The 26,310-nt window shown below is 35.9% G+C and carries 21 protein-coding genes and 1 rRNA gene; 9 read left to right on the plus strand and 13 right to left on the minus strand.

Going from position 1 to position 26,310, the window contains the following annotated elements; all coding sequences use genetic code 11:
* Positions 1 to 113: 113 nt before the first annotated feature.
* The 8 genes from rpsB (at position 114) to Q0N70_RS06670 (ending at position 8,250) form a co-directional block, all read left to right on the plus strand.
* Complete coding sequence (rpsB, locus tag Q0N70_RS06635; RefSeq protein WP_294015162.1) at positions 114 to 980, plus strand: 30S ribosomal protein S2; 867 nt, start codon at positions 114 to 116, stop codon at positions 978 to 980.
* Between the two features lie 19 nt (positions 981 to 999).
* Entirely contained in the window at positions 1,000 to 1,836 is an 837-nt protein-coding gene (gene tsf, locus Q0N70_RS06640; protein WP_294015163.1) for a translation elongation factor Ts, read from the plus strand.
* A gap of 91 nt (positions 1,837 to 1,927) precedes the next feature.
* On the plus strand, positions 1,928 to 2,467 hold the full coding sequence (gene frr / locus Q0N70_RS06645; RefSeq protein ID WP_013701401.1) for a ribosome recycling factor: 540 nt from the start codon (positions 1,928 to 1,930) through the stop codon (positions 2,465 to 2,467).
* Between the two features lie 5 nt (positions 2,468 to 2,472).
* On the plus strand, positions 2,473 to 3,186 hold the full coding sequence (gene uppS / locus Q0N70_RS06650) for a polyprenyl diphosphate synthase (protein WP_294015165.1): 714 nt from the start codon (positions 2,473 to 2,475) through the stop codon (positions 3,184 to 3,186).
* Complete coding sequence (locus Q0N70_RS06655) at positions 3,183 to 4,064, plus strand: phosphatidate cytidylyltransferase (RefSeq protein WP_294015167.1); 882 nt, start codon at positions 3,183 to 3,185, stop codon at positions 4,062 to 4,064. The genes uppS and Q0N70_RS06655 overlap by 4 nt, the downstream gene beginning before the upstream one ends.
* Complete coding sequence (gene dxr, locus Q0N70_RS06660) at positions 4,064 to 5,179, plus strand: 1-deoxy-D-xylulose-5-phosphate reductoisomerase (protein ID WP_294015169.1); 1,116 nt, start codon at positions 4,064 to 4,066, stop codon at positions 5,177 to 5,179. The genes Q0N70_RS06655 and dxr overlap by 1 nt, the downstream gene beginning before the upstream one ends.
* Positions 5,176 to 6,288, plus strand: coding sequence for an RIP metalloprotease (locus Q0N70_RS06665; RefSeq protein ID WP_294015172.1), 1,113 nt, complete (start codon positions 5,176 to 5,178; stop codon positions 6,286 to 6,288). The genes dxr and Q0N70_RS06665 overlap by 4 nt, the downstream gene beginning before the upstream one ends.
* Positions 6,289 to 6,297: 9 nt before the next feature.
* Positions 6,298 to 8,250: a hypothetical protein gene (locus tag Q0N70_RS06670; RefSeq protein WP_294015174.1), complete on the plus strand. Its 1,953-nt coding sequence runs from the start codon at positions 6,298 to 6,300 to the stop codon at positions 8,248 to 8,250.
* A gap of 77 nt (positions 8,251 to 8,327) precedes the next feature.
* On the opposite strand, the gene Q0N70_RS06675 is transcribed toward Q0N70_RS06670, so the two are convergent.
* From Q0N70_RS06675 to Q0N70_RS06725, 11 genes are all read right to left on the minus strand, one after another.
* A complete protein-coding gene (locus Q0N70_RS06675; protein ID WP_294015176.1) occupies positions 8,328 to 9,968 on the minus strand; it encodes an ABC-F family ATP-binding cassette domain-containing protein in 1,641 nt (546 codons plus the stop codon).
* Between the two features lie 15 nt (positions 9,969 to 9,983).
* Positions 9,984 to 11,588, minus strand: coding sequence for a DEAD/DEAH box helicase (locus Q0N70_RS06680; protein WP_294015178.1), 1,605 nt, complete (start codon positions 11,586 to 11,588; stop codon positions 9,984 to 9,986).
* Positions 11,589 to 11,848: 260 nt separating this feature from the next.
* Positions 11,849 to 12,028, minus strand: a complete 180-nt coding sequence (locus tag Q0N70_RS06685; protein ID WP_294015180.1) for a hypothetical protein — start codon at positions 12,026 to 12,028, stop codon at positions 11,849 to 11,851.
* 205 nt (positions 12,029 to 12,233) lie between these two features.
* Positions 12,234 to 12,518 carry a hypothetical protein gene (locus tag Q0N70_RS06690; RefSeq protein WP_294015182.1) on the minus strand — a complete coding sequence of 95 codons (285 nt, stop codon included), beginning with the start codon at positions 12,516 to 12,518 and terminating at the stop codon, positions 12,234 to 12,236.
* 1 nt (position 12,519) lies between these two features.
* Positions 12,520 to 13,860: an ATP-binding protein gene (locus Q0N70_RS06695; protein ID WP_294015184.1), complete on the minus strand. Its 1,341-nt coding sequence runs from the start codon at positions 13,858 to 13,860 to the stop codon at positions 12,520 to 12,522.
* Positions 13,861 to 14,108: 248 nt separating this feature from the next.
* Positions 14,109 to 17,540: a DEAD/DEAH box helicase gene (locus tag Q0N70_RS06700; protein WP_294015186.1), complete on the minus strand. Its 3,432-nt coding sequence runs from the start codon at positions 17,538 to 17,540 to the stop codon at positions 14,109 to 14,111.
* On the minus strand, positions 17,537 to 18,403 hold the full coding sequence (locus Q0N70_RS06705; protein ID WP_294015188.1) for a hypothetical protein: 867 nt from the start codon (positions 18,401 to 18,403) through the stop codon (positions 17,537 to 17,539). The genes Q0N70_RS06700 and Q0N70_RS06705 overlap by 4 nt, the downstream gene beginning before the upstream one ends.
* A gap of 14 nt (positions 18,404 to 18,417) precedes the next feature.
* On the minus strand, positions 18,418 to 22,443 hold the full coding sequence (locus Q0N70_RS06710; protein ID WP_294015190.1) for an Eco57I restriction-modification methylase domain-containing protein: 4,026 nt from the start codon (positions 22,441 to 22,443) through the stop codon (positions 18,418 to 18,420).
* 1 nt (position 22,444) lies between these two features.
* Positions 22,445 to 23,485: a virulence RhuM family protein gene (locus Q0N70_RS06715; RefSeq protein ID WP_294015192.1), complete on the minus strand. Its 1,041-nt coding sequence runs from the start codon at positions 23,483 to 23,485 to the stop codon at positions 22,445 to 22,447.
* Positions 23,485 to 24,471, minus strand: coding sequence for a restriction endonuclease subunit M (locus Q0N70_RS06720; protein WP_276752276.1), 987 nt, complete (start codon positions 24,469 to 24,471; stop codon positions 23,485 to 23,487). The genes Q0N70_RS06715 and Q0N70_RS06720 overlap by 1 nt, the downstream gene beginning before the upstream one ends.
* Before the next feature lie 3 nt (positions 24,472 to 24,474).
* Complete coding sequence (locus tag Q0N70_RS06725; protein ID WP_276752278.1) at positions 24,475 to 24,693, minus strand: helix-turn-helix transcriptional regulator; 219 nt, start codon at positions 24,691 to 24,693, stop codon at positions 24,475 to 24,477.
* 114 nt (positions 24,694 to 24,807) lie between these two features.
* On the opposite strand from Q0N70_RS06725, the gene Q0N70_RS06730 reads away from it, so the two are divergent.
* Entirely contained in the window at positions 24,808 to 25,152 is a 345-nt protein-coding gene (locus Q0N70_RS06730) for a hypothetical protein (protein ID WP_294015197.1), read from the plus strand.
* A gap of 285 nt (positions 25,153 to 25,437) precedes the next feature.
* Here Q0N70_RS06730 and rrf read toward each other — a convergent pair.
* Together rrf and Q0N70_RS06740 are read right to left on the minus strand one after the other, a co-directional pair.
* Positions 25,438 to 25,546, minus strand: a 5S ribosomal RNA gene (gene rrf / locus Q0N70_RS06735).
* A 138-nt stretch (positions 25,547 to 25,684) separates the two neighbouring features.
* The gene (locus Q0N70_RS06740; protein ID WP_294015199.1) at positions 25,685 to 26,287 is read right to left on the minus strand and encodes a flavin reductase; all 603 of its coding nucleotides are present in this window, start codon (positions 26,285 to 26,287) and stop codon (positions 25,685 to 25,687) included.
* Positions 26,288 to 26,310: the final 23 nt, after the last annotated feature.

Below are 26,310 nucleotides of genomic sequence, written 5' to 3' on the forward strand. Positions count from 1 at the left end.
TTCCCAAAGAAAATCTGTTACGAAATCATCCGGGCTGATAAATCAGCTACGAGAAACAAAGCCGGTGGAAAATTTTCAGCATTAAGAAAAATTTTCCGGTGAAGGAGTTAATCATGGCAGTTGTAACCATGAAAAGTCTTCTTGAGTCTGGAGTTCATTTCGGACATCAAGTAAAACGCTGGGATCCACGTATGAAGAAGTACATCTTCGCAGAACGCAACGGAATCCACATTATCGATTTGCAGAAAACAATCACTGCAATCAAAGATAGCTACGATGTTGTACGCAAAGTTGCATCATCAGGAAAATCGGTTCTTTTCGTAGGAACAAAAAAACAGGCTCAGCAGGCTATTGCAAAAGAAGCAGAACGCTGCGGAATGTATTATGTAAACAACCGCTGGCTTGGTGGAACACTTACAAACTTTACGACAATCAAGAAATCACTTCTCCGTCTTAAGAAAATCGAAAAAATGGAAGTTGACGGAACTTTCGATAAGCTCACAAAGAAAGAAGTCGCCGCATACATGAAAGAGAAAGAAACTCTTACAAAGAACTACGGCGGAATGAAAGACATGAAGGAGCTTCCTGGCGCAGTATTTATCATTGACACACACAAAGAGCAGATTGCTGTTGCAGAAGCACGCCGCATGGGAATTCCTATCATTGCTATTGTTGATACAAACTGCAATCCAGAAGGAATCAACTACCCTATTCCTGGCAATGATGACGCAATCCGCGCTATCAGCCTCTTTACTTCTATTATTGCAAATGCTGTAATCGAAGCAGACAATGAGCAGGGACTTAAAATCATCGACACTCTTGGAGACGAAGACGACATCACAACAGATGCAACAACCAAGAAAGAAGATGAAGAAATTGTTGACTATTCAAACTACACTCCTACAGAGCCAAAAGAAGAAGACACAGAAGCTGACAAAAGAGAAAGCGAGCTTTTGGACGAGGACAACTACACAAAATAAAAATATCTCGGAGTAGAAAATGGCAGATATTACAGCCGCTATGGTAAAAGACTTGCGCGAAACAACAGGCGCAGGAATGATGGACTGCAAAAAAGCTCTTGTTGATACAAACGGAGACTTTGACGCAGCAGTAAAACTCTTGAAAGAAAAAGGACTTGCCGCAGTTGCAAAGCGCGCAGAACGTGCAACTTCTGAAGGACGCATTTTTATCCGCCAGAACGGAAACAAAGTTGCTGTCGTTGAGCTTGTATGTGAAACTGACTTTGTTGCAAAGAACGCGGAATTCATTGCTTGCGGTGAAAAAATTCTTGATGAAATTTTTGCAAAGGGATACACAGAAATCAACAAAGAGCTTTCTGATGTTCTTTTGGACTTTGCAACACGCACACGCGAAAATATGTCTTTGTCAAAGATTCAGGTTATCGATGTTCCTGAAAACTCAGTTGCAGGAATTTACATCCACTCTGACTTCAAGACAGCCGCAGTTACAGTTATCAAAGGTTCTACAGACGACAAAGTAAAGGAATTTGCACGCGACTGCTGTATGCACCTTGCTGCATTTACTCCTGCTTACAACAAACCAGAAGATGTTCCAACTGAATACATCAATGAGCAGAAAGAAATTTTTGCAAAACAGATGGAAGACGATCCAAAAATGGCTTCAAAACCACAGAATGTAAAGGACGGAATTCTTCAGGGCAAAATCAACAAGCACCTTGCTGAAATCTGCTTTGTTGACCAGATGTTTGTAAAAGACGACAAAAAGTCTGTAAAAGCAAAACTTGATGAAGTTGGAAAATCAGTGGGCGCAACTCTTGAATTTGCCAGCATAAATCTTTTGCTCTTAGGAAAATAAAATATTGCGGCAGGCATTTTCAAAGCAAAGTGCTTGCCGTAGTTCTTTTTAATGAATTAAAAAACTACAGACTTAATTATTTGGAGAAATTATGGCAGACAACGAAAGCCGAATGGAAAAAACGGTCAATTCACTGAAAGAAGAATACAAATCAATCAGAACAGGAAGAGCCAGCGCAGCAATTTTTGACAAAGTACGTGTTGACTATTATGGAACACCTACTCCGCTGAATCAAGTTGGAAACATTTCAATTCCAGAAGCCCGCACAATTGTAATTTCTCCTTTTGACAAGTCAATCATGGGCGACATTGAAAAAGCAATTCAGAAAGCAGAGCTTGGACTAAACCCAAACAATGACGGAAAAGTAATCCGCATTGCAATTCCGCCTCTTACAGCAGACAGAAGAAAAGAACTTGTAAAACAGGCAAAAGCTACAGCTGAAAATTACCGCACAACAATCAGAAATATCCGCCGCGACGGAAACGAAGATTTGAAAAAGCAGCAGAAAGCAGGCGAACTTACAGAAGATCAGCTCAAGACAGAAACTGAAAAACTTCAGAAGCTCACTGATAAATATATTGAAGAAATCAACGGAATTTACGAAGCCAAAGAAAAGGAAATAATGGAATAAATTCCATGTCTGATTCATTCAATAAAGACGCATTGCCGGTTCATGTAGGAATAATTATGGACGGCAATGGTCGCTGGGCAAAAAAACGAAATCTACTCAGAACCAACGGCCACACAGAAGGCTTAAAAAGAGCAAAGGAAATTGCAAAAGCGGCTTCTGACATTGGCTTAAAATTTCTTACATTTTACGTTTTTTCAACAGAAAACTGGAAACGCACAGAGCAAGAAGTTGGATTTTTGATGAATCTAATACATTCCTATCTTTTAAAGGAATTCGATTTTTGCAAATACAACAATGTTAGAGTCCGTATGCTCGGCGATAAGTCAAGGTTGCCGGAAAATGTAAAAAAAGATATTGATACAATCGAAAAGGACACAGAAAATCTTACAGGACTTACAATTTGCCTTGCAATAAACTATGGCGGACGGGACGAAATTATCCGTGGCGTAAAAAAACTCATTGCGGAAGGAAAAACTGAATCTGATATTTCAGAAGAATCTATTTCAAGAAGCTTTGATGTTCCAGAACTTCCTGATGTAGATTTGCTTATAAGAACTGGCGGAGAAAAAAGACTGAGCAATTTTCTGATGTGGCATTCAGCTTATGCGGAGCTGCTTTTTTCAGATACGCTTTGGCCTGATTATTATAAGGAAGAATTTTTTAAGGACATAGGAGAGTTTCAAAAAAGAACTAGAAGATTTGGAGCTGTTCCAGTATGAATAAAGTTGCTTCCCGTTTGTTGATTTTTTTTATAGGAATTCCTATTGTCATAGCCTTTATAGTTGCGCCCTTTTGCAATCACATTTTGCTTCATATTTTGGTTTGTGTAATTTCCGCATTAGGAGCATCAGAACTTTATGATATTTTTTCTGCAAAATACAAGCTTTTGAATAAGAAACTTATTATAGCGGAAAGCATTTTCATTCCTATTGTGGCGGCTCTTTATGCTATTTTGCCGTCTTTGGGAATCAGTTTTTATTCCGGACAGGAAATTATAACATTCGCATATATCGTAACAATTTTAATTTCATTTACGGTCGAAGTTTTTTCATCAAAAGAATTTGAAGAGTCAAACGCGCGGCTCGCCTCCTCTATTTTTATAATAACATACACAGGATTTTTGCTTACATTTATTTCAAGAATGACAACTTGGACTCTTGACGGAAAAAATATAACAGTTCCAGTTGTTTGCGTCTTTATCCTGATGGTTTTTATGTGCGACAGCATAGCATGGTTTTTGGGCGTTTTATTCGGAAAAAGCAACCGCGGAATTGTAAAAGCAAGTCCAAACAAAAGCTGCATCGGATTCATCGGCGGATTCATCGGTTCTGTAGGAGCTGGAATTTTAGGCTATTACTTGTGGCCGCAAATTTTTTCAGGCTCAATTCTTAAGATTGTCTTTACAGGACTTTGCATGGCTCTTTCTTCAATTGTCGGCGACTTGACAGAATCTGTATTAAAACGCTCATCTGGAATAAAAGATTCCGGCAAAATAATTCCTGGGCGCGGAGGAATTTTGGATTCAATTGACTCCATCGTTGTTTCCGCTCCTATTTTCTATCTTTTAGTTTCAATTTTATTCGGACCATTCAACTGATGAAAAAAAGAATTCTTGTTTTAGGCTGCACCGGATCAATCGGAAGCCAGACTCTTGACATTGCACGCAAAATGAGCGGCAGTTTTGAAGTATGCGGAATTTCAGCTGGAAAAAATGAAGAAAAAGTAAAAGAATTATGCCGCGAATTCAACTGCAAAGGAACTGTTTTTTCAAAAGATGGAATCGAAGGTCTTGAAAAACTCATAAAAGAAAGCAAAGCCGATATTGCAGTAAACGGAATAGCTGGAGCTGCCGGGCTCAAACCTTCAGCTCTTGTTTTGGAAAATGGAATCGACTTGGCACTTGCAAACAAAGAAACAGTTGTAATGGCGTGGAATCTTGTAAAGGAAACTGCCCTAAAAAACGGAGCAAGAATAATTCCAGTAGACAGCGAGCACTCGGCAATATTCAACTTAGTGCAGAAAATAGGCTCGAAAAATATAAGCGAAATAATAATAACCGCAAGTGGCGGACCGTTTAGAAATCTTTCAGATGAAGAGCTAAAGACAGTTTCAATTGAAGACGCATTAAAGCATCCGACTTGGTCAATGGGACCCAAAATTACAATCGACAGCGCAACTCTTGCAAACAAAGGCCTTGAAGTTATTGAAGCGTGCAGGCTTTTTGACGTTCCGCCTGAAAAAGTAAGCGTAGTTGTTCATCCGCAAAGTCTGATTCATTCGCTTGTAAGGACAAAAGACGGAATGCTGTATGCGCAAATTTCAAATCCCGATATGCGCCATCCAATATTCGGGGCTTTAGTCTGGCCGGAAATTTCAGAAAATTACCTTGAAAAATTTGACCTTGCCTCTTGCAAAGAGATGACATTTTCCGCACCACGATTTGACTCGTTTCCACTTTTAAAGACAGCGTTCAGTTGCGCAAAAAAAGGTGCTGGCTACACAATTGCATTCAACGCAGCAAACGAAATTGCAGTTCAGGCTTTTCTTGAAAAAAAATGCGGATTCACTGATATTGCAAAAATTGTAATCAATACACTTGAGCTTGACTGGAACACGCAGCCGGCTTCAATTGAACAGATTTTAAGCATTGACCAAAAAGTCCGCCTTGAAGCAGAACATCAGCTTTCTTTGCTGGCAGGAGGAATTCATTGACATTTCTCTTGGGAATTCTAGGACTTGGTTTTCTTGTATTTTTCCATGAACTAGGGCATTTTATAGCCGCAAGAATTTTCGGAGTAAAAGTTGAAGCCTTTTCAATTGGAATGGGACCGGTTTTAATTCATCACACTTGGAAAGAAACTGACTACAGAATTTCACTTATTCCTTTGGGCGGATACTGCGCAATGAAAGGTGAAAAGGATTTCCAAGATGCAATGGAAAAAAATCTCAAGGAAATTCAAGGCGAAAAAGATTCGTTTTACGGCATTCATCCTTTAAAAAGGCTCGCAATAGCGTTTGCAGGTCCATTTGCGAATTTTCTGTTTGGATTTCTTGCATTTTTTACAATCGCCATTATCGGCTACACATACTACAGCGCAGGCACAAAAGTTTCCATGGCGGACGAAATCTATCCTGAACTTTCATCTCCTGCCCACAATGCCGGAATGAAAACCGGAGACAAAATTTTAAGCCTGAACGGAACTGCAGTAAATGACTTCAGCGAAATCGCATCATTTATTTCAACGCATCCAGATGAAAACATAAAAATTGAAGTTGAACGCGAAAGTGAAATTCTTTTCTTTGATGTGAAAACAGAACTAGACAAAGAAACTGGAGCTGGAAAACTCGGAATTGTTTCAGATCCAGAATCAGTTGTTGCGCACGAATATCCAAAGCACGGATTTTTCGGCGCATGCAAAGAAGGATTCACACAAAGCGCAAAAATTATCGCATTAACTGGAAAAAGCATAAAAATTTTATTCAAAGGCGTCAATCTTACAAATGCTGTTTCAGGACCGGTAAGAATAACTTCAATTTTGGGAACAACCGTAAAGCACGGATTTGCAGCGGGATTCAAAGAAGGCGTAGTTTCAACACTGGAATTTCTTGCGCTCATTAGCATTTCACTTTTTTTAACAAACCTGCTTCCAATTCCAGTTTTGGACGGTGGCTTGATTCTTTTTGCGCTCATAGAATTTTTCGCTCGTAAAAAAATGAATCCGAAAATTTTATATTACATTCAGTTTGTCGGAATTTTTTTTATAGCTCTTCTTTTTATATTTGCCATGACAGGCGACATAATTTATTTCCTAAAAAAATAGAGGTTTTCCATGAAAAAACTCATAAATATTGTTCTGCTATTTTTATCGTTCAGCCTTTATTCACAGACAATAGCTTCAACTCAGTCGCATGAAGGAAAAGTCAATGCCCTGCTCTCTTCGGAAACAGAATCTTCTTCTGACGACTCATTTTATTCAGTTGGAAACGACGGATTCATTATAAAATGGACTTCGGACGGAATGGGAGACCATTACCAAGTTTCCGACCTGCAAGTGCGGCTTGTTGCAAAAAATCCAGTTTACGGAGACATCGCGGTTTATGAAACAGACGGAGTTTCAAATCATAGGCTGACCGTAATAGATTCAAAAACTTACACAAAAAAGTTTTCCAAGAAATTTGCAAACTCAATAGTTTCAATTTCGTTTTCAGCAAAGGGAAAATATCTTTTTGCCGGAACAACGGCGGTAAACGGAACTTTTGTTCTAAATGCGAGAACTGGAACTGTAATAAAAAAAGCAACCGATGTTTCAGGAATTGTTCCGCTCATTCTTACAGGCGATTCAGAAAAAACTGCTGTCATGTACTCAAAGTCAGGAACGCTTTATTATTACGATTTGATTGGAATGAAAGTCAAGGCGAAATTTTCCGCGCCAAGTTCTTTAAATCAGCTTACACTTTTTGGCACAGGAAACTTCAAAAACAGATTTATTGCCGGAGAAAAAAACAACACAATATTTATACTTGATGCGACGTCTGGAAAAACTCTTGCGCAGTACCAGGCAAACTCGCCGCTCATTTTCGCTTCTAAATCTAGCCACGAAGACAAACAGGGACTTTATTTTATAGCTGACGGCGGAAAAAATTTTTCGTTGCAACTTGTAGATCAAGAATCATTGAAAAAAATTCTTACTGGAAAATCGGCAGTTTCACCGCTTATTATAAAGAATTTCACAGGACTTAAGAGCCGCGATAAATTCACCTGCGCTGCAAAAAACGCAGAAACTGTAATGCTCGGAACACAAAACGGCGCGCTCTATTCTATGACAGACATTCCAGAATCAGAATTGTACAGCATTTTTGCAATCACAGAAAATATGTACCAGAAAATCTATGACATTGATTCTGATGAAAGTCTTTTCTATCTTTTGACACAAAACGCAATTTTTAAAACTTCCTATGACACAAAAGCCATGTACAGACTAGGCTCAAGTTTTTCTCACACAAATATTCTAAAATACAATGACTCTCTTATTTTGTGGTCAAAAAATACACAGCGTCCAGTTCAGCAGATGTCCTTGGATGGAAGCGAAAATACAAAAACTTTATTCACGCCATCTGCTCAGCTTAGAAACTTGAGAGTGTTCAAAAATAAAATTGTATACATTCTTGGCACTTCCATTGTCGCAATCTATGATATGGAAACAGGAGCAAATTCAACTGTATACACAGGAACTTCGGTTCAAGATGCGGTTCTTGTAAATGAAAATCTAGTTGTCGTTGCAAAAACTTCTACAGGAAAAGGAGATTCCGCAATAGTTTCTGTAAACACCCAGACAAAAGAAACTGTTCCGCTCAAATTCAATGGAGATGTTGCATTCTCATTAAGCTATGATGAAAACAAGGAAACCTCTCCTATATACGGAATCGCAATTGATTCGATAAACGGCACATCAAAGACACTTGTATTTTCTTACTATCCAAAGTCTGGAATCCAAAATTCGCTGTTTACGTTGCAGGCAGAAGATTCCACTGCATTTACAGAACTTGAATATCCGTTCGTGTTCACGAACATCGGCAAAAACCAAGTGCGCTCATACAATATTTCAGCAGGAAAGACAACCATATTCCGCCGCTCCGCTTCTATGCCGCTAAAAGCCGCCGCATCAAAAGACAGAGTCGCAGTTCTTAACTACAACGGAAGCATTTCCTGGTACAATCCAAGCTCGCAGATTCTTCTTGCAGACTGGTACTTAACAACAGACGGAGACTGGATAGAATTTTAATTTTCACTCAAAAAAAATCCGCGCAACGCAAACAAATGCAATGCACGGATTCATATTCATACATATTCACGCTGAAATTAAATTCTTATCTTTTTATTCAAGCCGGCGTAATATTCTTTTCTTAGCTGCTTAACCTGATCGTCCTTGAGATAATCGTCAAAATTCATCATGCGGTCGATTATTCCCTTTGGAGTAATTTCGATTATTCTGTTTGCAATTGTCGAAATGAATTCGTGGTCGTGGCTTGAAAACATTACAACGCCCGGGAACTTTACAAGACCTTCATTCAAGCTTTCAATTGACTCAAGATCCAAGTGGTTTGTAGGGTCATCAAGAATCAAAACATTTGCGCCGCTAAGCATCATTTTTGAAAGCATACAGCGCACTTTTTCGCCTCCGGAAAGAACCTTTACTTTTTTAAGTCCGTCATCACCGGAAAAAAGCATACGTCCCAAAAATCCACGGACATAAGCATCATCCTGATCAGGAGAATATTGCTTGAGCCAGTCAGTTATTGTAAGCTCGTTGTTAAAATACGCTGAATTGTCGCGTCCCATGTAGCTATGGCTTGTAGTCTGCCCCCAACTGTAAGTTCCGCTGTCTGGCTTTTTTGTTTCTGAAACAATATCGAAGAATGAAGTTATTGAGTTATGCTCCATTCCAACAAAAGCAACTTTTTCGCCAGGATGAATTGTAATGCTGAAATCATTGAGCAGAACATTTCCATCGTCGTCCTTTGAATTCAGTTTTTCAGCGGTAAGGACAAAGTTTCCAATTTCGCGTTCAGGCTGAAATCCAACATAAGGAAATTTTCGGCTTGTAACAGGAATGTCTTCAAGCTCCATTTTTTCAAGCATTTTTTTGCGGCTCGAAGCCTGGCCTGACTTTGAAACATTGCTTGCAAAACGCTGGATAAACTGCTTTAAGTCCGCCATTTTGTCCTCGCGTTTTTTCTGCTGATCCTTCGCCTGCTTTTGAAGAATCTGGCTCATCTGATACCAAAAATCATAGTTTCCAGTAAACTGGGTAATTTTTCCGTAGTCAATATCGCAAGTAAATGTGCAGACTGCATTCAAAAAGTGGCGATCATGCGAAACAACAATAACACAGTTTTCAAATTCCAAAAGGAATTCTTCAAGCCAAATAATAGACTCAAGATCAAGACCGTTTGTAGGCTCATCGAGAATAAGATAGTCAGGATTTCCAAAAAGCGCCTGAGCAAGAAGAACACGCACCTTTTGGCTTTCGTCCAGTTCGCTCATCATTCTGTCGTGGAATTCTTCTTCAAGACCAAGGCCGGAAAGCATCTGTTCAATCTGATTTTCAGCCTCGTAGCCTCCAAGCTCGCCAAATTCCGCCTGCATATCCGCAACTTTCATTCCGTCTTCATCAGAAAAATCTTCTTTTGCATAAATTGCATCAATGTCTTTTTCAAGCTGATAAAGTTTCGGATAGCCCATTTTTACTGTTTCTTTTACCGAATATCCGTCATATTTAAAGTGATCCTGGCTCAAAACCGACATACGCTCGCCGGGAGTAATTGTAATTGTTCCCGTGTCATGCTCGATTTCACCGGAAAGAATTTTTAAGAAAGTTGACTTGCCTGCTCCGTTCGCACCGATAATTCCGTAGCAGTTTCCTTTCATAAATTTTATGTTCACGTCTTTGAACAAAGGTTTTTCACTGAATTTTAGGCTTACGTCTGTTACTGTAATCAATTTTTTTTCTCCGATTTATTTTTTTCCAAAGAAGGATTTTATTCTAGCAAACACGCTTTTTTTCTGAGGCGATTTTTTAGATTCCACAGGCTTTGAAGAATAATTCTTTTTGCCCGAAGAATTTTTTTGCGTTGAAGGATTTTTCTTTGCGCCGTTTTGTTTTTTTGCAGAAACTTTCTGCTTGTTAGAAGATGAACCAGAAGCAAAAGAGGCATATTTTTCCTTGTAAATTTTCATGCGTTCTTCTGTTGACATTTTGGCAAGCTTATCTTCATCAATATAAACACGCCTGTCGCGCTTGTATTCTTTTTTAGCTTCTTCGTTGCGTGAAGAATAACGTCCGCTTCCTTTTTTTGAAGAGCGACTTCTGCCTGAGCTGCCATTTTTTCTATTGTATTCAGCTGCACGGCGGCGGCCAAATTCGCTTTTATCATTGTAATCTTCGTGGTAGCTGTCAAGCTTTATATATACGCCTGCGCTTTTATCTTCTGCAAACATGGATTCATCTGCGACACAGCTAGGAATATTTTTTTCTATATAACGCTCGATTGGCGGCAAAGAATAAACGTCCTGCTCGCTGCAAAATGTAAATGCCTTTCCTGATTTTCCGGCGCGAGCAGTTCTTCCAATTCGATGCACGTAGTTTTCAGCCTCATTCGGCAAATCGTAGTTTATAACCATTGCAAGGTCGTTCACATCAATTCCGCGGGCAGCAACATCTGTAGCAACAAGACATTTTATAGCTCCAGCTTTAAATTTATCCATTATGGCAAGACGCTTTTTCTGCGGAAGATCTCCAATTATGAATTCGCTTTCAAATCCGTTCATTCTAAGGCGTTTTGCAACAATTTCGCAGCTTTTTTTTGTGTTGCAGAAAACAATCAGGCTTTCAGGTTTTTCACGCGAAATAATTCCAAGCAAAAGTTTCATCTTGTCATCACTTGAAACATGGAAAAGTTCCTGAGCAATTTCGTCAACAGTTATATTTTCCGCGGCAATCGTAATTTCCGCCGGATTGCGCGTATATTCCCAGGCAAGATTTTTTACATAAGAATTCAAAGTCGCGCTAAAAAGCATTGTCTGCCTCTGCTCGCTTGAAGGCAAAACTTTTATAAGCGTTCTTAAATCCGGGTAAAATCCCATGTCAAACATTCTGTCGGCTTCGTCAATCACAAGAAAAGCAACAGAACTCAAGTCCATCTGGTTTCCGTGGTTCAAGTCGATTACACGGCCAGGAGTTCCAATCATGATGTCTACGCCTTTTTTTAAAGACGCAACCTGCTTGTCATAACCAACGCCGCCATAAAAACTCGCGCATTTAAGAGAAGTGAACTTTGCAAGTTTCTGAGCTTCTTCCTGAACTTGAACAGCAAGCTCTCTTGTAGGAACCATGATTAAAGCCTTTTTTCCAGCCGACTCTCCGCATGTCAAAAGCTCCTGAATAACGCTTGTTAAATACGCCGCAGTTTTTCCAGTTCCTGTCTGCGACTGAACATACAAATCCCTTCCTTCCAAAGAAGACTTTAAAACCTGCTCCTGAACCGGCGTACAATCCACGTAGCCTGCACCTTCAATTCCCTGCAAAAGGCTCTCGTGTAAAGAAAATTCTGTAAATTTCATTGCTAAATCCTAAAAATATAATTGCATATTTTCGATAAAAGTAAATTTCTTTCTATATTATAAATATTTAAATAAGTATACAAGTTTTTTCAGATAGTATCAATTGAAATAAGATAAATGAATTTTTATTCACACAAAAAATCCCGAGGAAAATTCCCCGGGAAAAACATTGTTCACTTCTAAATTTAGATTTTATTATCTGCCATTTTCGGAACCGCAAACTTTACGTTCAACTGTTCTGCAATTTCTTCTGCAGATGATTAATGAATCGGATTCGCCAGCCATACAGTCTGTTTTCCAAGGGATTTATCTGCCGTTTTATTTTTTCCAGAGCAGCCGGCAAGGGTCATCATAAATATTGAAATCCCTTTTTCTGACATTTGAGCAAATAATGGTAATGCAAAAATCAAGAGACAAAAATTAATAACAAATCGCTTCATATAACCCCTCTATAAGTCAATCATCAAAAGTCTCCCATCCAAGTGGCGTCTGCTTTTTCGTATTTTTCTTTTCTTGGAAGATAATCCTTTTCAATCTGGCGTTTTGCTTTCTTCAGTTTTTTTTACGTCTTTTGAATCTTCGTCATCAAGGCCATTTATTTCGGCGAGTTTTCTATTGATCCGCTCGGCAACGGCTTTGATTTCCTCACTTGTTACTGGAGTATCTACCTGTAAGTTTTCTTCTACAACCCGATGGATATAATAGTAGCGTTCCTGAAGATTTTTTTACTTTGCTGAAAATTGCTATATGATGAGAAAAAGGAACTTTGAAAAAATCTTCTACAGGAAAGTCTGCAAGATTGATTCCTGAAATCTTAAAATCCGAAATTGGAATTATTGCTGTTAATTCGGTAGACGCTGCTAATGAATTTGAAGATTGTAAAATTGCTGTTTTTATTGCTTCTACTGCTGTGATTAGTTCTTGATTCATTTTATTCTCCATTCTCTACAATCTCCCAGTGTCCAGACTTGTCCGAACCGATACGCTGAATCGCGCCGATTTCCACTAATTTTGCCAAAGCTCGTGTTACCGTGGCCCGTGACATTCCGATTTTTTCAGCAATCTTTTCTTTTGATAAATTAGGATTATCAGCAATAACGGCAAGAACCAATTTTACAGGCTCATTTGCCTTGAACATCATCATAATATCATTGGGATGAACCGTATATTCAGGCTCGGCAATTCCGTATTCCTTACAAAGATTGCAAATCTTTTCTATGCCACGGCCCCAGCTTTCTATAAAGCCCGCTCTAAAGAATGTATTTGCAATATCCGGGTTATGGGGAAGCGAACGATGTTTTTGCATTAAAGTGTCGGCTGTCCAATTGGCAGGAAAAACACAGTCATTGCTGATATAAAGCTTATCCTTGTAAACACTGATTTGCACAGGCACGCCAACAGAAAAATCCTGATGAATGAGCGCGTTGAACACCGCTTCTCGCACGGCATCTTTAGGGAATGGATAATGCTCAATTCGAGTTATGTTGTCATAAGAGATTTCTGCAGTCAGATATTTTGTATAAAGCAAATCTATAACGCGGTCTGCCTGAATCATAAGAGAACCATGAACTTCATCCTGATAGCGCAAGTCTGCGTCAGTTTCAAAAAAACCGATTTTTACAAATGAACCTGTTATCCATTTTTCCGGATTTCGATGAAATAGCAAAACCGCTGCACGCTTAAGCAAAGTCCCGTCAAGAAGATTCAATTTCTCAAGCAAATCCTGATTTGAGAGTTTCAAGTCATCCTTACTCATTCTTCCGCTACGGATTGCTTCACGGTGAAAAATATCAAAGCTTTCTTTATCAAGGTCTTCAACGCTCACATTTTCAAGCGGAACAGAATCCCAATTTTTGCCAGTCTTACGCAGAAGAAAATTAGTCAGCGCAGAACCTTGCAAAAGTTGTTTTGTGCTTCCAGTTCTATAATGATACTCACCCTTGTAATTCACAGGATAAGGATTTTCTTCAACAGTGATTTTTATAACATCAAGTCCGTTCTCAGTAATCAAATCCACATCAACAATCAATCCAAGAGCATCACGAACTTTATTCGGAATATCTTCCATAAGCCTCTTTGAATCACCAACGCCACAAACAGAGCCGTCATCACGCTTACCAATATAAAGCACACCACCCTGCGCATTTGGAAAACGTCGCAATCCGCTTCGCGTCTTGCTAAACGAGTTTTGACAAGCAAAACTCGCGCAAATCCATTTGAGATATTCATCACGCCAACTTTCTTTGTATTCGATTAACTGGGATTCGGACATTAATTTCTCCTTTTTTGGGGCGTTCCCTACCTTTCGGCAGGTCGGGCTTTTCGCACTTCCGCTATCGCTCCATTCCTACGCTCACTCTGTTCGCTTCGGAACGCCTTTGGCGGTGCTACAATCCCTAACGTTATATAACCTTTTTACCTATCCTTTAAAATTGCTGTTTTTATTGCTTCTACGGCTGTTATAAGTTCTTGGTTCATTTATTCCTCTTTATATTTTATAAAGCTTTTCTAAAATAGTATTTAAAAAAATGATACATTAACAGATATATTGATTATATTATAATCTTCATTTTGAACATAACTCATACTTAATACGATTGTCTCATATTTTGTATTATTTAAATCCATTTCCGTTGCCATATACTTTGCATTTTCTCTTGGAATATAACCTAAAATACATTCATTATATGCAACAAAAATAGCAAAAGGATCATATTTATTGTCTTTATCTCTTATTAGTGTAAGTTTATCTCCAATAGCAACATGTTTAGAATTCTTTTTCCATTGTTCATCGTATTTTGTTCCAACAATACTGACTGTAAAATTTCTTTGATCATATGTGTTGTTTTTTGGTGTTAAATTAAATGAAACATCCAAAATATTTTCTTTTTCAAATGAAGATAAATGCATTTTATCTATTTCAAATTTTGTTAAATTAGCAAGCCATGTAATAAAATCTTTATCAGTTGTTTTATGACTTTCATTTGCCAAATAAATTGCTGTTTCCCGATTTTTAATGCCACATTCTCTAGCGACACATGACATTCGATTATTTAATCCATATTTCAAAAATGTTGGTATAGAACGTATTTTCTCAGGAATATCAAAATAGTCCTTTTCAAAAAGGTAAGCAATCAGAATAATAAATGCATTACAAATCCAAGGAAAAAGATAAAAAAGACCTCTTGCTAATAAAACATAGAAATATTTAAAATCAGTTTTAATTTCCAAATTCCATAAAGAGTAAATCTCGCCAACACTTCCATTATTAATCCATAAATTAATAATATTTTTATAATTATGCCAAGAATAATCTGTAATTAAAGACATCAATTTATCATCGTTTAATACATTTAATTCATTTTCAGTAATTAAATTTAAGAAAATATCAATAAATTTGCTAATATCGTCAGTTTCGATAATGTCATTTATCAATTCTTTTTGTTCATTTATAAATTTAATAATAATTTCATTATCATGTAAATTTAAACCATTTTTTCCAAATTCTTTTAATTCTTCCAGATTTGCATCCTGTTCTTTCAATGAAGAAATTGCTTTATGAAAAGATGCATGGATTTTTGAAATATCTTCCTCATTTGATTGAATCTTAAATAAACCGTTATCAATAATATTATTGATAAATTCTTCATCATTCTCGAATACTTCTTCGGTTATCATATCTAAAAGGAAAGTTTCTAATATATCCAAAACTAATGAATCTAAAACAGATTCAGAAAGTCTTAATTCTAAAGCATAGGATAATAGACTTTGTGATTTTTCTATATTATTTTTATTAACAAAATCATTATAATGGTTCATATCCGCTGAAGAATTAACAACAAAAATTACGTTTCCTTCGGTTTCTTTTTCAGCTCGTCCGGAGCGGCCTATAATATTCCAAAAATCACGATATAGAATATTATCCAGACCATTCCCAGGTGTATACCCAATGGAAATGTCATAAAATATTATATTCTTTATAGGAAAATTTACACCTTGACCAACGGTATTCGTGCACAACAAGATTTTCAATTTTTGGCTTTTATAATCTTTTTCAACGGCAGCCCGAACTTGTTCTGGCATATCCCCATAATGTACTCCGATTCCATACAAAATTGATTCTGTAATAGGATGATTTTCTCCATACCATTCCTTACTATAGAAATATGATTCTTTATTTGTGTCTGGAATTAAATGTTCTACACCATCAGGATTTTTTTTGAATATTAATTTGTATCTTGCCATTACAGATTCTATACGTTGTACCTGTCCACAGAAGATTAATGTATTTCCTGATTCTGAAAATTTAATTCCTAAAACAGCAGCTGTTTCTGGTTTTTTATTTACAGAATTAATTCCATATTCATTACCAATTAAAAAATATGGGACAAATGCATTTTGTTCTGCACCAACAACTTCATCATCTGTTTTTACATTTGAAAATTGAATTTGTCCATTCTTTTTTCCATCTTGTCCTGTCGTCCATTCAAAATATCCAATATTCTTCCGAGTAGGTTCCCATTCTTCTTGGACACTGGAATCATTAAATAATTTGGAGCGTAAAACATTATCTTTATTATTAGAAAGCCATTGTGCATATTCAGAAGCATTTATTGGAGGCATAACTGCTGAAATAAAAAGTGTTTTTATTTCAGGATATTTTATTTTTAATTTTATGAGTAATAATTCTGTTAATGCAGCTCTTGAATTTAAATCACCTACTATATGCCCTTCGTCAACAACAACTGCACCGATATTATCAAAAACCTCAGGTGACATTCTCAAAATATAATCTGCTTTTTCTGGAGTGAGAATAAAAACATCTGTATCATCAAATACAGAATCAAACATTGGCTCATATTCATAGCTGCCAGTTGACGAAGAAACTTTATATCCAAGATATGAAAAATATTTTCCTAACTCTGACACCTTTTCAGATGCTAAAGCTCTAAAAGGTGATATATATAATATTTTTTTCTTATAGTTTATAAGATATTTTAATACAAATAATTCTGCTATAAATGTTTTACCAGCGCTTGTAGGCATTTGTACAACAAAGCTTTCATCTTTTGACAATAATCCATCATCAATAGCACGTATTTGGGATGTCCAAAATTCAAATATTGATTTTTTATCGGTAACTTCTTTTATCTTGTTGTAAGATTCATAATAATCATTTGCTAAAAGTTTTATATACTTATTCCAAATAATATTTCCATCGGTAATATCTTTTAATTTTAAATATATAGAACGATTTTCATACATTTTTATTCGAATCTTAAACAATAGAATTAATTGGGAAATATAAATATTACCTGCATTCAAATATAATTCGTAAGACTCATTGAAAAGAGGAAAATAATTATTTTCCTCTAAATTAAGTATTTGATTTGTCCATAATTCAAATGCGCATAAAAGAGTTGAAAAAGGTTCTGAATTTGACGAGTCATGTTTTTTTGATAAGATTAACTGTCTAATTAATGGAATCTTTTTTAATAAAGCATTTTGAATTATTTGAATGATATAATTATCTTCTGTAAGATCTATATCTAAATCTGAACTTAATTGATACTCATTAATTTTTTTTGCAATGCAATATGCATTTGCCTGATATCCAGAAATATCATAACAAAGAGCAGATAGAATCCTTAAAAAATCAACATCAAACTGACTAGAACTTTCTTCAATCTCAGATATATTTTCCAAATTATTTGCAATTTTATATAACGATTTTAAAGCTATTTTCGAATTTGTATCATTTTCTAAAATAAAACAACTCGAAGAAATAGCAATCAAACTTTTTCGCCATAAGTAATCAAGTTTATAGTTTTTGTTAAAATCTGCTTTTAACTTATCTGCAAGTAATTGTTTTGAATAATTTTTGAATTTACTGTCATTTTCTAGACTAGATAATCTAGATTCAGATTTAAGGATAAACTCTTCTTTTGTCATAGTGAATTTTCCTCTATAAATACAGCACCATGTTCAACAATCGTATTCCAGGTTTCTGTCATTAATTGTTTTATTGAATCAATAAAAATAAAAGTAACTTTTAATGGATTAATTGTTTTAGGATAACTATTGAGAGCTGTTAATAATGATTTATAATCTTTTGACAAATTCTTAGAATCAGTAATAATAAATACCTCATATGATTTATTTACAGATTTTACCCCGTCAACTAAATCTGAAAATAAATCACTTATATCTTCATCACCTGTGGCATGATAAAATCTACTCATATAGTCTAAAATTGATTCTTTATCAGAAAGCATATCTTTTTCTAACGACTTATAAGCAATCACACTTATATATTCTTTTTCAATAATCTCATCATCACCAATCTTCTTTCTTGAAACTTCTTCTTTATTTAAGCAGTTTTCTCTAGTTTTAACTTCATAATAACAAATTTCACTTGGTTCTTCTAAAGAATCAAATGAAACAATATCTGTTCCAAAAACAGATTTATCTTTATTAAATTTCCATTGTAATTTATTAAACGTTTTTTTATTGTCAACAAATTGTATTACTAATGAAGCAAAGATTTCACCAAAATCTCCATATCTAGTTGCTAAATCAAAATTTGTAATTTCATCAGGAATAACTTTTTTACGAATATAATCTTCCAAACCTGCTCTATCAAGATTTCTTCTTTTTCTTTGTAAATAACTTGGTTCACGATATTCACGAATAATAGATTTCTGTAATTCATTAATTAATGTATCATCTTTATCACAGTCCTCAGTTATGCGAATAAATTGGAAATCATATGTTTGAGAATCATTTTCTTTAATTGAAAAATATCGCTCTATCATATAAGTTTTTTTCCTTACATCTCCTTCACCTTGCTCTCAATAAACTCGATTTCATCTTTTGAAAGATTGTATTTCTTATACAGCTGTTTGTCGATTTCGGGAATAGATTTGCTCCAGTCAATATCGCTGTTTGCAGTGAAATCTTGAAGAGGCACATTAAGCCAAGTTTCACGAGGATTATCTTGTGTTACTTTGAGTGTTCCAAGCATTGCACGGGCGAATTTTGTTTTTATATACTTCATGCAATTTTCGGCTTCTTCTTGTGAATTAAATTTTCCAACACTTAAAAATGTTGTAGTAGAGCCGACTATCGGCTCGCCGACTATCGGGGTCGATAGAACTTCGCCTATCGCCCCCGTTCCATTTGCCTTAGGAATAAATACTTTATAAGAATCAAAATTGTCGGGCACTTTTACATAAGATTTTTTTATCCATTTTAGAATACGATTATTTTTCTCCCGACCAAAAATCTTCGCATAGTCATAATCATCATTAGGTTTTTCTTCATAAAACAATTCTGGGAATGTATCAAAAACATTTGACCCGATATCATATTTATGACCTTTACTCTGACGATTTTCAGCCCATGGATTTTCCTCATAAAGTTTATCAGTCAAACGATATAAATCACGACCATATACTAATTCCGAGAACGTTGCAAAATCTTTTGCTTTTACTTTTTCTAATATTGTTCGTAATTCATCATAAGCAACAAAAGTTCCAATCTTTTCAAAAGTCTTATTTTTATCCCAATAAGTAACTGCAACACCGCCTTTTATATCTACTGTTGGGAAAACATCTCCACTGTTTGCCCAATATTGAACAACTTTGTAATGTTCATCATTAAGCATTTTTTCATTCCAGTCTTTCGGAGTTTTACCGGCATTGAACAAAAATCTTGCAGGATGAATAAAGCTTACCTTTTCACCAAGCTTGCAGGCGGCATCAATAAAAAGATGATAAATTGGATCTGAACCGTTTGCGTCTCCTGTTGCCATAATCTGATATGGTGGATTACCTACTATTGCATCAAATTTCATATCTTCATTTCCATCCTTTTTCCAGTAATTTGTTTTGCTCACTTTGCTTATAAAGTTTTCTGGTTTGTTTTTCAGCTGATTTACGAGGTCTTCAAAATAATGAGCATTTACTTTTGTTCCTGTGAATCCGGCCAAAGTTCTTTGCGCAATTCTTTTTGCCATAGGTGTTTTACAAATTAAGAAAATGTTTTCTGCAAGAACTTTCTTCCATAAATCAATTTCCATTTCTCGTGTAGGCTTAGGGCCTAGCTCAAGTTTTGCCCGAGTGCGATAGACACTATAAGCACAATATAAGGCATACAAACCGCTTTTTGAGTTTATTTCCAAAATATGTGTATTCTTTTTAAAAACTTCATCAGTAATTTCATTTTGTTTTATTAATTCTGGTTCAAGTATTTGCTCATTATAATCTTTATCATAGAAACACCAGCCTCCAAGACTTTGTGCAAGGTGCATATTTACAACACGCCAAGGAGTAAGAACAGTTTCTTTATCTGGGTTTCGGAATGTAGCAAAAATTGAACTTATACGCTCAATTCTTTCTTCTATACTAAGTTTATCCGCAGCGCGAGCCATTTCCCGGATTTTTATACCAGACTCACGGAACACATCTGAATCATAATATTTTTTGAACTGTCCAAAGATTTCTTTAGTTACACCTTTTGGCATAAACTCTTCCCATGAAAGGTCATCAACTAAATCACAAAAATTATCAAGAGTAATTGTTTCTTCTGTTCCATCAAGATTTTTTTGCAAATCAGCTCCGTACATCAAAAGCGGCATTCTGATAGAAATTCCTCGTAAGATGGAAATTGCAGTATCACGATTTTTCTTGATTTCTTTTTCGCGAGCTAATGCTTCCTGCTGCTTTGGAGTAAGTTCTTTAACAGGTTTTTCTCTGATTTCAGGCAGCTGTAATAATTCATATTGTTCATCAGTTAAACCTTGTGCGTTAATGTTTATATCACCTGTACTTCCTTGAGCTTTTGTTGAACCAATTATTTCTTTAAGTTTAGAAAACTCTTCAAGAGCAAGTTTATCCATGTGAAGAAGTTCATCATTATAAAGATAACTGTCTTCAAAACCATTTTTTACAACCCGCTCAATATAAGCCTTTTTAAGCTGACCAAGCATTTTTTCGGTATTATAGACCTTCATCTGACTGCCTTCAAAACCAATGATTGGACAGAAGTTTAAGAACTCGCCCAATATCTCACGGTCATTGTTCGTTGTTTTACCGGCTTTGCTGCTGATTTTTGCAGTTTCCGCAATTACTTTTAGAGTACGGTCTGGAGCAAAGTCGAATACAAAACATTCTTCTTTCTGCTTTCCTCCAATTATAGCTGGTGTCTGAACACGAAAAATTGTCTGCATATAAGTACTTGCCGCAGTATTGAAGCTACCAGACAGCATAAAACAAGCAGTCCAAGGTTTTACGCTTACGCCGGTAGTGAGTCGTCCACAAGAAAGAGTAATTGAATATGAATCTTCTGGATTTGGACCAATTGCTTTTTCTACTTTCTTTAAAGCTTCTTTTTCTTCCTCTTCTTCGTCTCCGTCACCTGCTACATTTGCAATTGCAAATTGACCAAAAACAGGATGCTCTTGTAAAAGTTTACTTAAAGCTTTAGCTTCTTTTACTCCTGGAATCATCCAAAGTGAATGACGAAAATTCTGTCTGTATTCTTCTGTTGAATATGGATAATTTGAATCAGTATCTTCTTTTGTTAATAAATCAAGAAACTGTTTTATATTTGCTTCGTGTATAAAGTATCCCTCTTTATCAACTCTAAAGAATTCACGGAAGTTAAATGCAATGTCGGCATCTGCATATTCAGGATAAAGCTTTCCCAAGTTATATGTATAAATACTGAGTTTTGGCAGTACTGAATATGGATTCGGGTCTCCCTGATGGATTTTTTCCCATTCGGCTTTTGCCCGTTGTTCCATCACATAATCCCAGGTATAGATTTCATCTTCTTTAAAATCATCCATAAGATTGAATGGAGTACCAGAGAGATGAAGGACTCTCGTGTTTTCTTTGCGGCATTTTGATAGAACAGCTTTACCAAGTTCAGTTTGCGTTCCTTCATGAGCTTCATCAATTATGATTAAATCCCATGCTATATTGAAAATTTCTTCATTCTTAGCAAACTTTCCTCCAACAAGTTCAGAACCTCTCATATCCTGAATTGAGGCAAAGTAAATGAAGTGGAAGTCCTTCATTCCGTTATCGTCAGCCTTATGAATCATTTCATGGAAGTTTTCTTCTTCTGTTGGATCACCCCCATTCTTCTTAGAAAAATAATAGAAATCATCACGGTCATAAAATATTTTTCCATAATCTTCAAACCAACCAGAATCAACTACAGGTCGATGTGTCAAAATGAGAGTGCGATTGTAATTCATGCGCTTAACAACTTCTAATGTAGAAAGTGTTTTTCCAAATCTCATTTTAGCATTCCATAGCATCTGATGACTTCCACCAGATTTTTTGAATTGTTTAATTGTCTTTTCAATAGCTTCCGTCTGTTCTGGTCTGAAAATTACAGGACTTCTATCTGTAGTTATTTCACTTGCATTGAGAGATGTTCTTCCTTCTTTTGCAGCTGCAATTGCTTTCTTTACAGTTTCAAGATCTGTGTAAAACCATTCATTTGCTTTATGTTCTGTATCAAATATTTTTCTTTTAATACCAGAGCGTACAAGAATGTCATGAATATCATGATCTTGAAAAACTATAAGATTTTTTCCTTTCATATAAGCCGTTGCTTCGGTATATAGAAGTTCAAAAGACACTCCGGCTGTTTGTGTCTGATGGCGGATTCTATCTTTTGCAGCAGCATTTAATTCTTTGCAATTTGGCTCAAAAGCAAAATAAGCCATTCCTGCATTACAAGAGGCTTCGCCAATTTTAAGAATACCTTCATGGGCTGTATCGTTAATGCGATAAACATAAATCAATTTTTGCTCAAATGCTTGATTAAAAATCTGTGCCATTTTACAAAGCCCCCTCATCTTCAACAAATCTATCAAAGTCGCTCTTGTATAATCTGTCCTGCACAATTCGGTATTTTTCAAATTCTGTTTCGGCGTGAAGCTTTGCAATTTCTGCCGTTACTTTTCCTGCATCCTGCAAAAGTCCGTATTCAAACATCTCTATAAACTTATTCAATCGTTTTTCCCAGTCAGCCATTGTAAGCGGAATATGACGGTTTGCCATGTTTTCGGCAAAATCAAGGTAAGCGGAAACCATGCGGTTCAATTGTCCTAATTCTTTTTCTGTAAGATAGTTTTTTGCAACTGTTACATCGCTTTTTTTTATCTTTCCATTTGGGGCATCCTGCCATGTCGTAAGCCCCATATGTTCTTTTCTTGCATCAGCCCGCTCTACAATCAATTCTGCTGCTGTGTGCCCATGAACGGCAAAATGCATTTTGTTCTGAACGGTGGCATAAAAACGTTTTGTAGCGGCGGCATCTTTGTCATAGTCAATTGCAGTAGCATAAATGTCAGTAATTTTCTGATAAAACTTGCGCTCACTGGAACGAATCTCACGGATTCGTTCCAACTGTTCCTCAAAATACTTTTTTGTAAGAATTGAGCCATCATTTTTAAGACGCTCATCATCCATTGCAAAGCCTTTGATGGTATATTCTTTTGCAATATTATTGACCCATTTGCGGAACTGCACGGCTCTTTCAGAATTCACCTTAAAGCCAACAGCGATTATCATCTGAAGGTTATAGTGCTTTACTTCACGAGAAACTTCACGACCGCCCTCATTTTGAACTATTAAAAAATTTTTAATAGTTGCCTCTGGAGTTAATTCATTGTCATCATAAATTTTTTTTATGTGATAATTTATACCTGCTACATCGATTTCATACAAAACAGCAAGCATTTTTTGCGTAATCCAGATATTTTCATCTTCGTAGCGCACTTCTACGCTGTTTTTGTCGTCACCACTTGCAGCAACAAAAGTCAAATATTCTGCGGCTGAACTACGGATTGTAACTTCTTTTATTGTTTTTCTTGCCATTATTTCCCGCCTCCAAATACCATATCCACAAAGCGAATATTTCTATGAGTTTCCCAGTCTTTAATAATGCAGTAAATGCCATTGTGTTTTCGATTGTCACCTTTTATACATCCAACACAAGGCTTTGCAATTATTCTTCGTTCAAACAAATCTTCATCTATAATTTCTTTTGTACAGCAAGAATTTGGAATTACATATTTGAGGCCATCCATTTGCCATATATTCCATGCAATTACTTTTGCAAAACCAACCAAATCTTGAGTTTCGAGTTTTTCATTAAATTTTGCTTTATAGTGTTCAGCAATAGTAAATAAAAGATTTTCCCTTGCAATAAGAACATTATCACCTTGCCAGTCAAAACCATAAACATTTTGAACTGCACTATAAGCCCACTTTATCCATTCTTCTCTTGTTTCAGTATTTTCACTAACAATTCTAAGTTTTCTGTCTAATATTCCAATTCTATTTGAAACTTCTATATAGTCCCCAGTTACTGCATCATAGCGGCTTGTTATATATGGAGCCTCACCGCAAGTCATTTCAAGTCTTTTAGAAAGAACATAATTTTGCCAGCTTTTTTTTTCAGAATCAGAGAATATAATTTTTTCTTTCGTTATTTCCCAAGAGTTCTCTTTTTCTAAATTAAAAACATCTTTTCGCCCAAACCATTCTTCATCAACCTTATTGTTTTGCATATTGCAAATCCAACTTGGTGTAAAAACTTCAGCTTTCTGGCGCACTCTCTGCTGCTGCTCTGTTTTTGATTTTTCAATTCGAGGCTTTATAATTCCGCCATGACGTGAGGTAATTAATTCTATTTTGATTTCTTTCTCAGCAGAATAAGAAAAACCATATTTGGAATAATTATCAGTTGCCCATATGATGTTATTGCCTGTTGTTTTATCTTTTAAGAGAATTGCCAATAATTCCGGATCTATTTTGAGAAGGTCATTTTCTTTTATATCAATACTTTTTTCAGGCAACATTTTTTAGCTATTTCCTTCCACATTATTAATTACACATATATCGCCCACATCACAATTCAGAGCTTTACAAATGCGCTGGATACTATCCATTGAAATAAATTCACCTTTAGTCAGTTTTGCAAGAATGTTTGTAGATATTCCTGCCATTTCAATAAGGTCTGTTTTATTCTTGTGTCCCATTTCTTTATAACGAGACCAAAGCTTTGTATAGTCTACTTGCATAATATAGATAATTATATCACAACTTTGTGTTTTAAGTGTGTAAAATATCACGATTTCGCAAAATATTTTTATTCCCGTTATTTGTAGAAGTTTATCACACAACGGTGTCATAGAATGACCTATGATTTTTCTGGTTGGGCTGCTTTGGGGTTAGCAGCAATTGCACTAGGTGTAGGAATTGCACTGGCTGCAACTTCTGGAAATAAAGATGGATTCTATCCCCTTAATACTGATGAAAAAAAATTTTATGCTGCTCCACAGTACATGGAAGAGCTTACAGTAATGGACTTGGCAAAGGATATTTCCGATGCTTGTACATTAAACGTAACTGACGTTGAAGCTGTTCTTACATCTTTGGTAAGAAAATTGCCTCAGTATCTTAATAATGGTTTCAAAATTCAGTTAGGTAACTTTGGTCGCGTAAAACTTTCATTTTCATCCAAAGGCTTCGAAACATGAAATAAAGAATAAACATAGTAGAATCAAAGAAAAAATTTTTATAGTTTTTCTCATTTGCTTGTCCTCCGGATTATTTTAATCCAGGCTCATCAATTATTTCAATCAAAAAACTCAATGACCTGAATCCATCATTACAAAACAAAATGAAGTTTTATAGCCTCCTTGCTCTATATGTCCTAACGGAGTGAAGAATTATAAAGTTTTTTTTAAAGCATATAATAACTAAAATATTAAAAATATAAGATTTTTATTGATTGAAAAAAAAGAAAAGCGTTTAAAATAAAAACACGGCAGCTTCCTACTTTCCCGCGTTAGCAGTATCATCGGCGTAGAAGAGCTTGACTTCCGTGTTCGGTATGGGAACGGGTATTACCTCTTCACTTTGGCTACCGTAGTTAAGAAAATATACTTTCCAAAAAAAAATGTCAATATGAATTTGCAAAAATATCAATTTTTTTAGAAAATATTGAATTTTTCAGTATGAAAACAGCTAGATTGCATGTAACGCTCCGACAATGACACAAAAAATTCATTAAAGCGGCTTAAAATCTGAGGCTGGATGCTTGCATATAGGACAAATAAAATCGTCCGGCAAAGTTTCGCCTTCGTAAATATATCCACAGACAGTGCAAATAAAGCCTTTTTTCTTTTCCGCGGAAGCTGGTTTTGGCTTTATGTTATTCTGATAAAATGAATAAGTCGCTGAAGGAACTTGCGACAGAACTTCGCCATCTGTAACATCGGCAATAAAAAGCGTGTGCGTTCCCAAATCCATGGTAGAAACAACTTTTGCGCTCAAAAATGCGTTTGTTTCTTCCGCAATATAAACAAGGCCGTTTGCAGATCTTTTAAAAGAAATTGATTCAAGTTTGTCTGTATTTCTGCCGCTTTGAAAGCCCCAATGCTTGTAAGTTTCAAATTTGGAATTTTCTGCCAGAACGGAAACATTGAATTCTTTTGTTTTAAGAATCATGTCATGCGTATAATTCGCTTTGTTTACTGTCAAAGAAATTCTGTTTGGCTGGGAAGTAACCTGCCCCACAGTATTCACAATGCAGCCATTGTCCTTTGCGCCGTCTTTTGCAGTCAAAATAAAAAGTCCGTAAGACAAATTGAACATAGCCTTGTTATCCATAAAGAACCTCCGTTAAGAAAGAG

This window comes from uncultured Treponema sp. (genome assembly GCF_945873775.1).
Taxonomy (GTDB): Bacteria; Spirochaetota; Spirochaetia; order Treponematales; family Treponemataceae; genus Treponema_D.

Excerpts from the sequence above, each read along its gene's own strand:
- Q0N70_RS06740 (WP_294015199.1), bottom strand. The coding sequence starts at position 26,287 with ATGGATAACAAGGCTATGTTCAATTTGTCTTACGGACTTTTTATTTTG.
- Q0N70_RS06710 (WP_294015190.1), bottom strand. The coding sequence starts at position 22,443 with ATGGCACAGATTTTTAATCAAGCATTTGAGCAAAAATTGATTTATGTT.
- tsf (WP_294015163.1), top strand. The coding sequence starts at position 1,000 with ATGGCAGATATTACAGCCGCTATGGTAAAAGACTTGCGCGAAACAACA.
- Q0N70_RS06705 (WP_294015188.1), bottom strand. The coding sequence starts at position 18,403 with ATGATAGAGCGATATTTTTCAATTAAAGAAAATGATTCTCAAACATAT.
- Q0N70_RS06680 (WP_294015178.1), bottom strand. The coding sequence starts at position 11,588 with ATGAAATTTACAGAATTTTCTTTACACGAGAGCCTTTTGCAGGGAATT.
- Q0N70_RS06730 (WP_294015197.1), top strand. The coding sequence starts at position 24,808 with ATGACCTATGATTTTTCTGGTTGGGCTGCTTTGGGGTTAGCAGCAATT.
- Q0N70_RS06720 (WP_276752276.1), bottom strand. The coding sequence starts at position 24,471 with ATGTTGCCTGAAAAAAGTATTGATATAAAAGAAAATGACCTTCTCAAA.
- Q0N70_RS06725 (WP_276752278.1), bottom strand. The coding sequence starts at position 24,693 with ATGCAAGTAGACTATACAAAGCTTTGGTCTCGTTATAAAGAAATGGGA.
- Q0N70_RS06690 (WP_294015182.1), bottom strand. The coding sequence starts at position 12,518 with ATGAATCAAGAACTAATCACAGCAGTAGAAGCAATAAAAACAGCAATT.
- Q0N70_RS06715 (WP_294015192.1), bottom strand. The coding sequence starts at position 23,485 with ATGGCAAGAAAAACAATAAAAGAAGTTACAATCCGTAGTTCAGCCGCA.
- Q0N70_RS06685 (WP_294015180.1), bottom strand. The coding sequence starts at position 12,028 with ATGAAGCGATTTGTTATTAATTTTTGTCTCTTGATTTTTGCATTACCA.
- Q0N70_RS06700 (WP_294015186.1), bottom strand. The coding sequence starts at position 17,540 with ATGACAAAAGAAGAGTTTATCCTTAAATCTGAATCTAGATTATCTAGT.
- Q0N70_RS06695 (WP_294015184.1), bottom strand. The coding sequence starts at position 13,860 with ATGTCCGAATCCCAGTTAATCGAATACAAAGAAAGTTGGCGTGATGAA.
- Q0N70_RS06655 (WP_294015167.1), top strand. The coding sequence starts at position 3,183 with ATGAATAAAGTTGCTTCCCGTTTGTTGATTTTTTTTATAGGAATTCCT.
- uppS (WP_294015165.1), top strand. The coding sequence starts at position 2,473 with ATGTCTGATTCATTCAATAAAGACGCATTGCCGGTTCATGTAGGAATA.
- dxr (WP_294015169.1), top strand. The coding sequence starts at position 4,064 with ATGAAAAAAAGAATTCTTGTTTTAGGCTGCACCGGATCAATCGGAAGC.
- frr (WP_013701401.1), top strand. The coding sequence starts at position 1,928 with ATGGCAGACAACGAAAGCCGAATGGAAAAAACGGTCAATTCACTGAAA.
- rpsB (WP_294015162.1), top strand. The coding sequence starts at position 114 with ATGGCAGTTGTAACCATGAAAAGTCTTCTTGAGTCTGGAGTTCATTTC.
- Q0N70_RS06670 (WP_294015174.1), top strand. The coding sequence starts at position 6,298 with ATGAAAAAACTCATAAATATTGTTCTGCTATTTTTATCGTTCAGCCTT.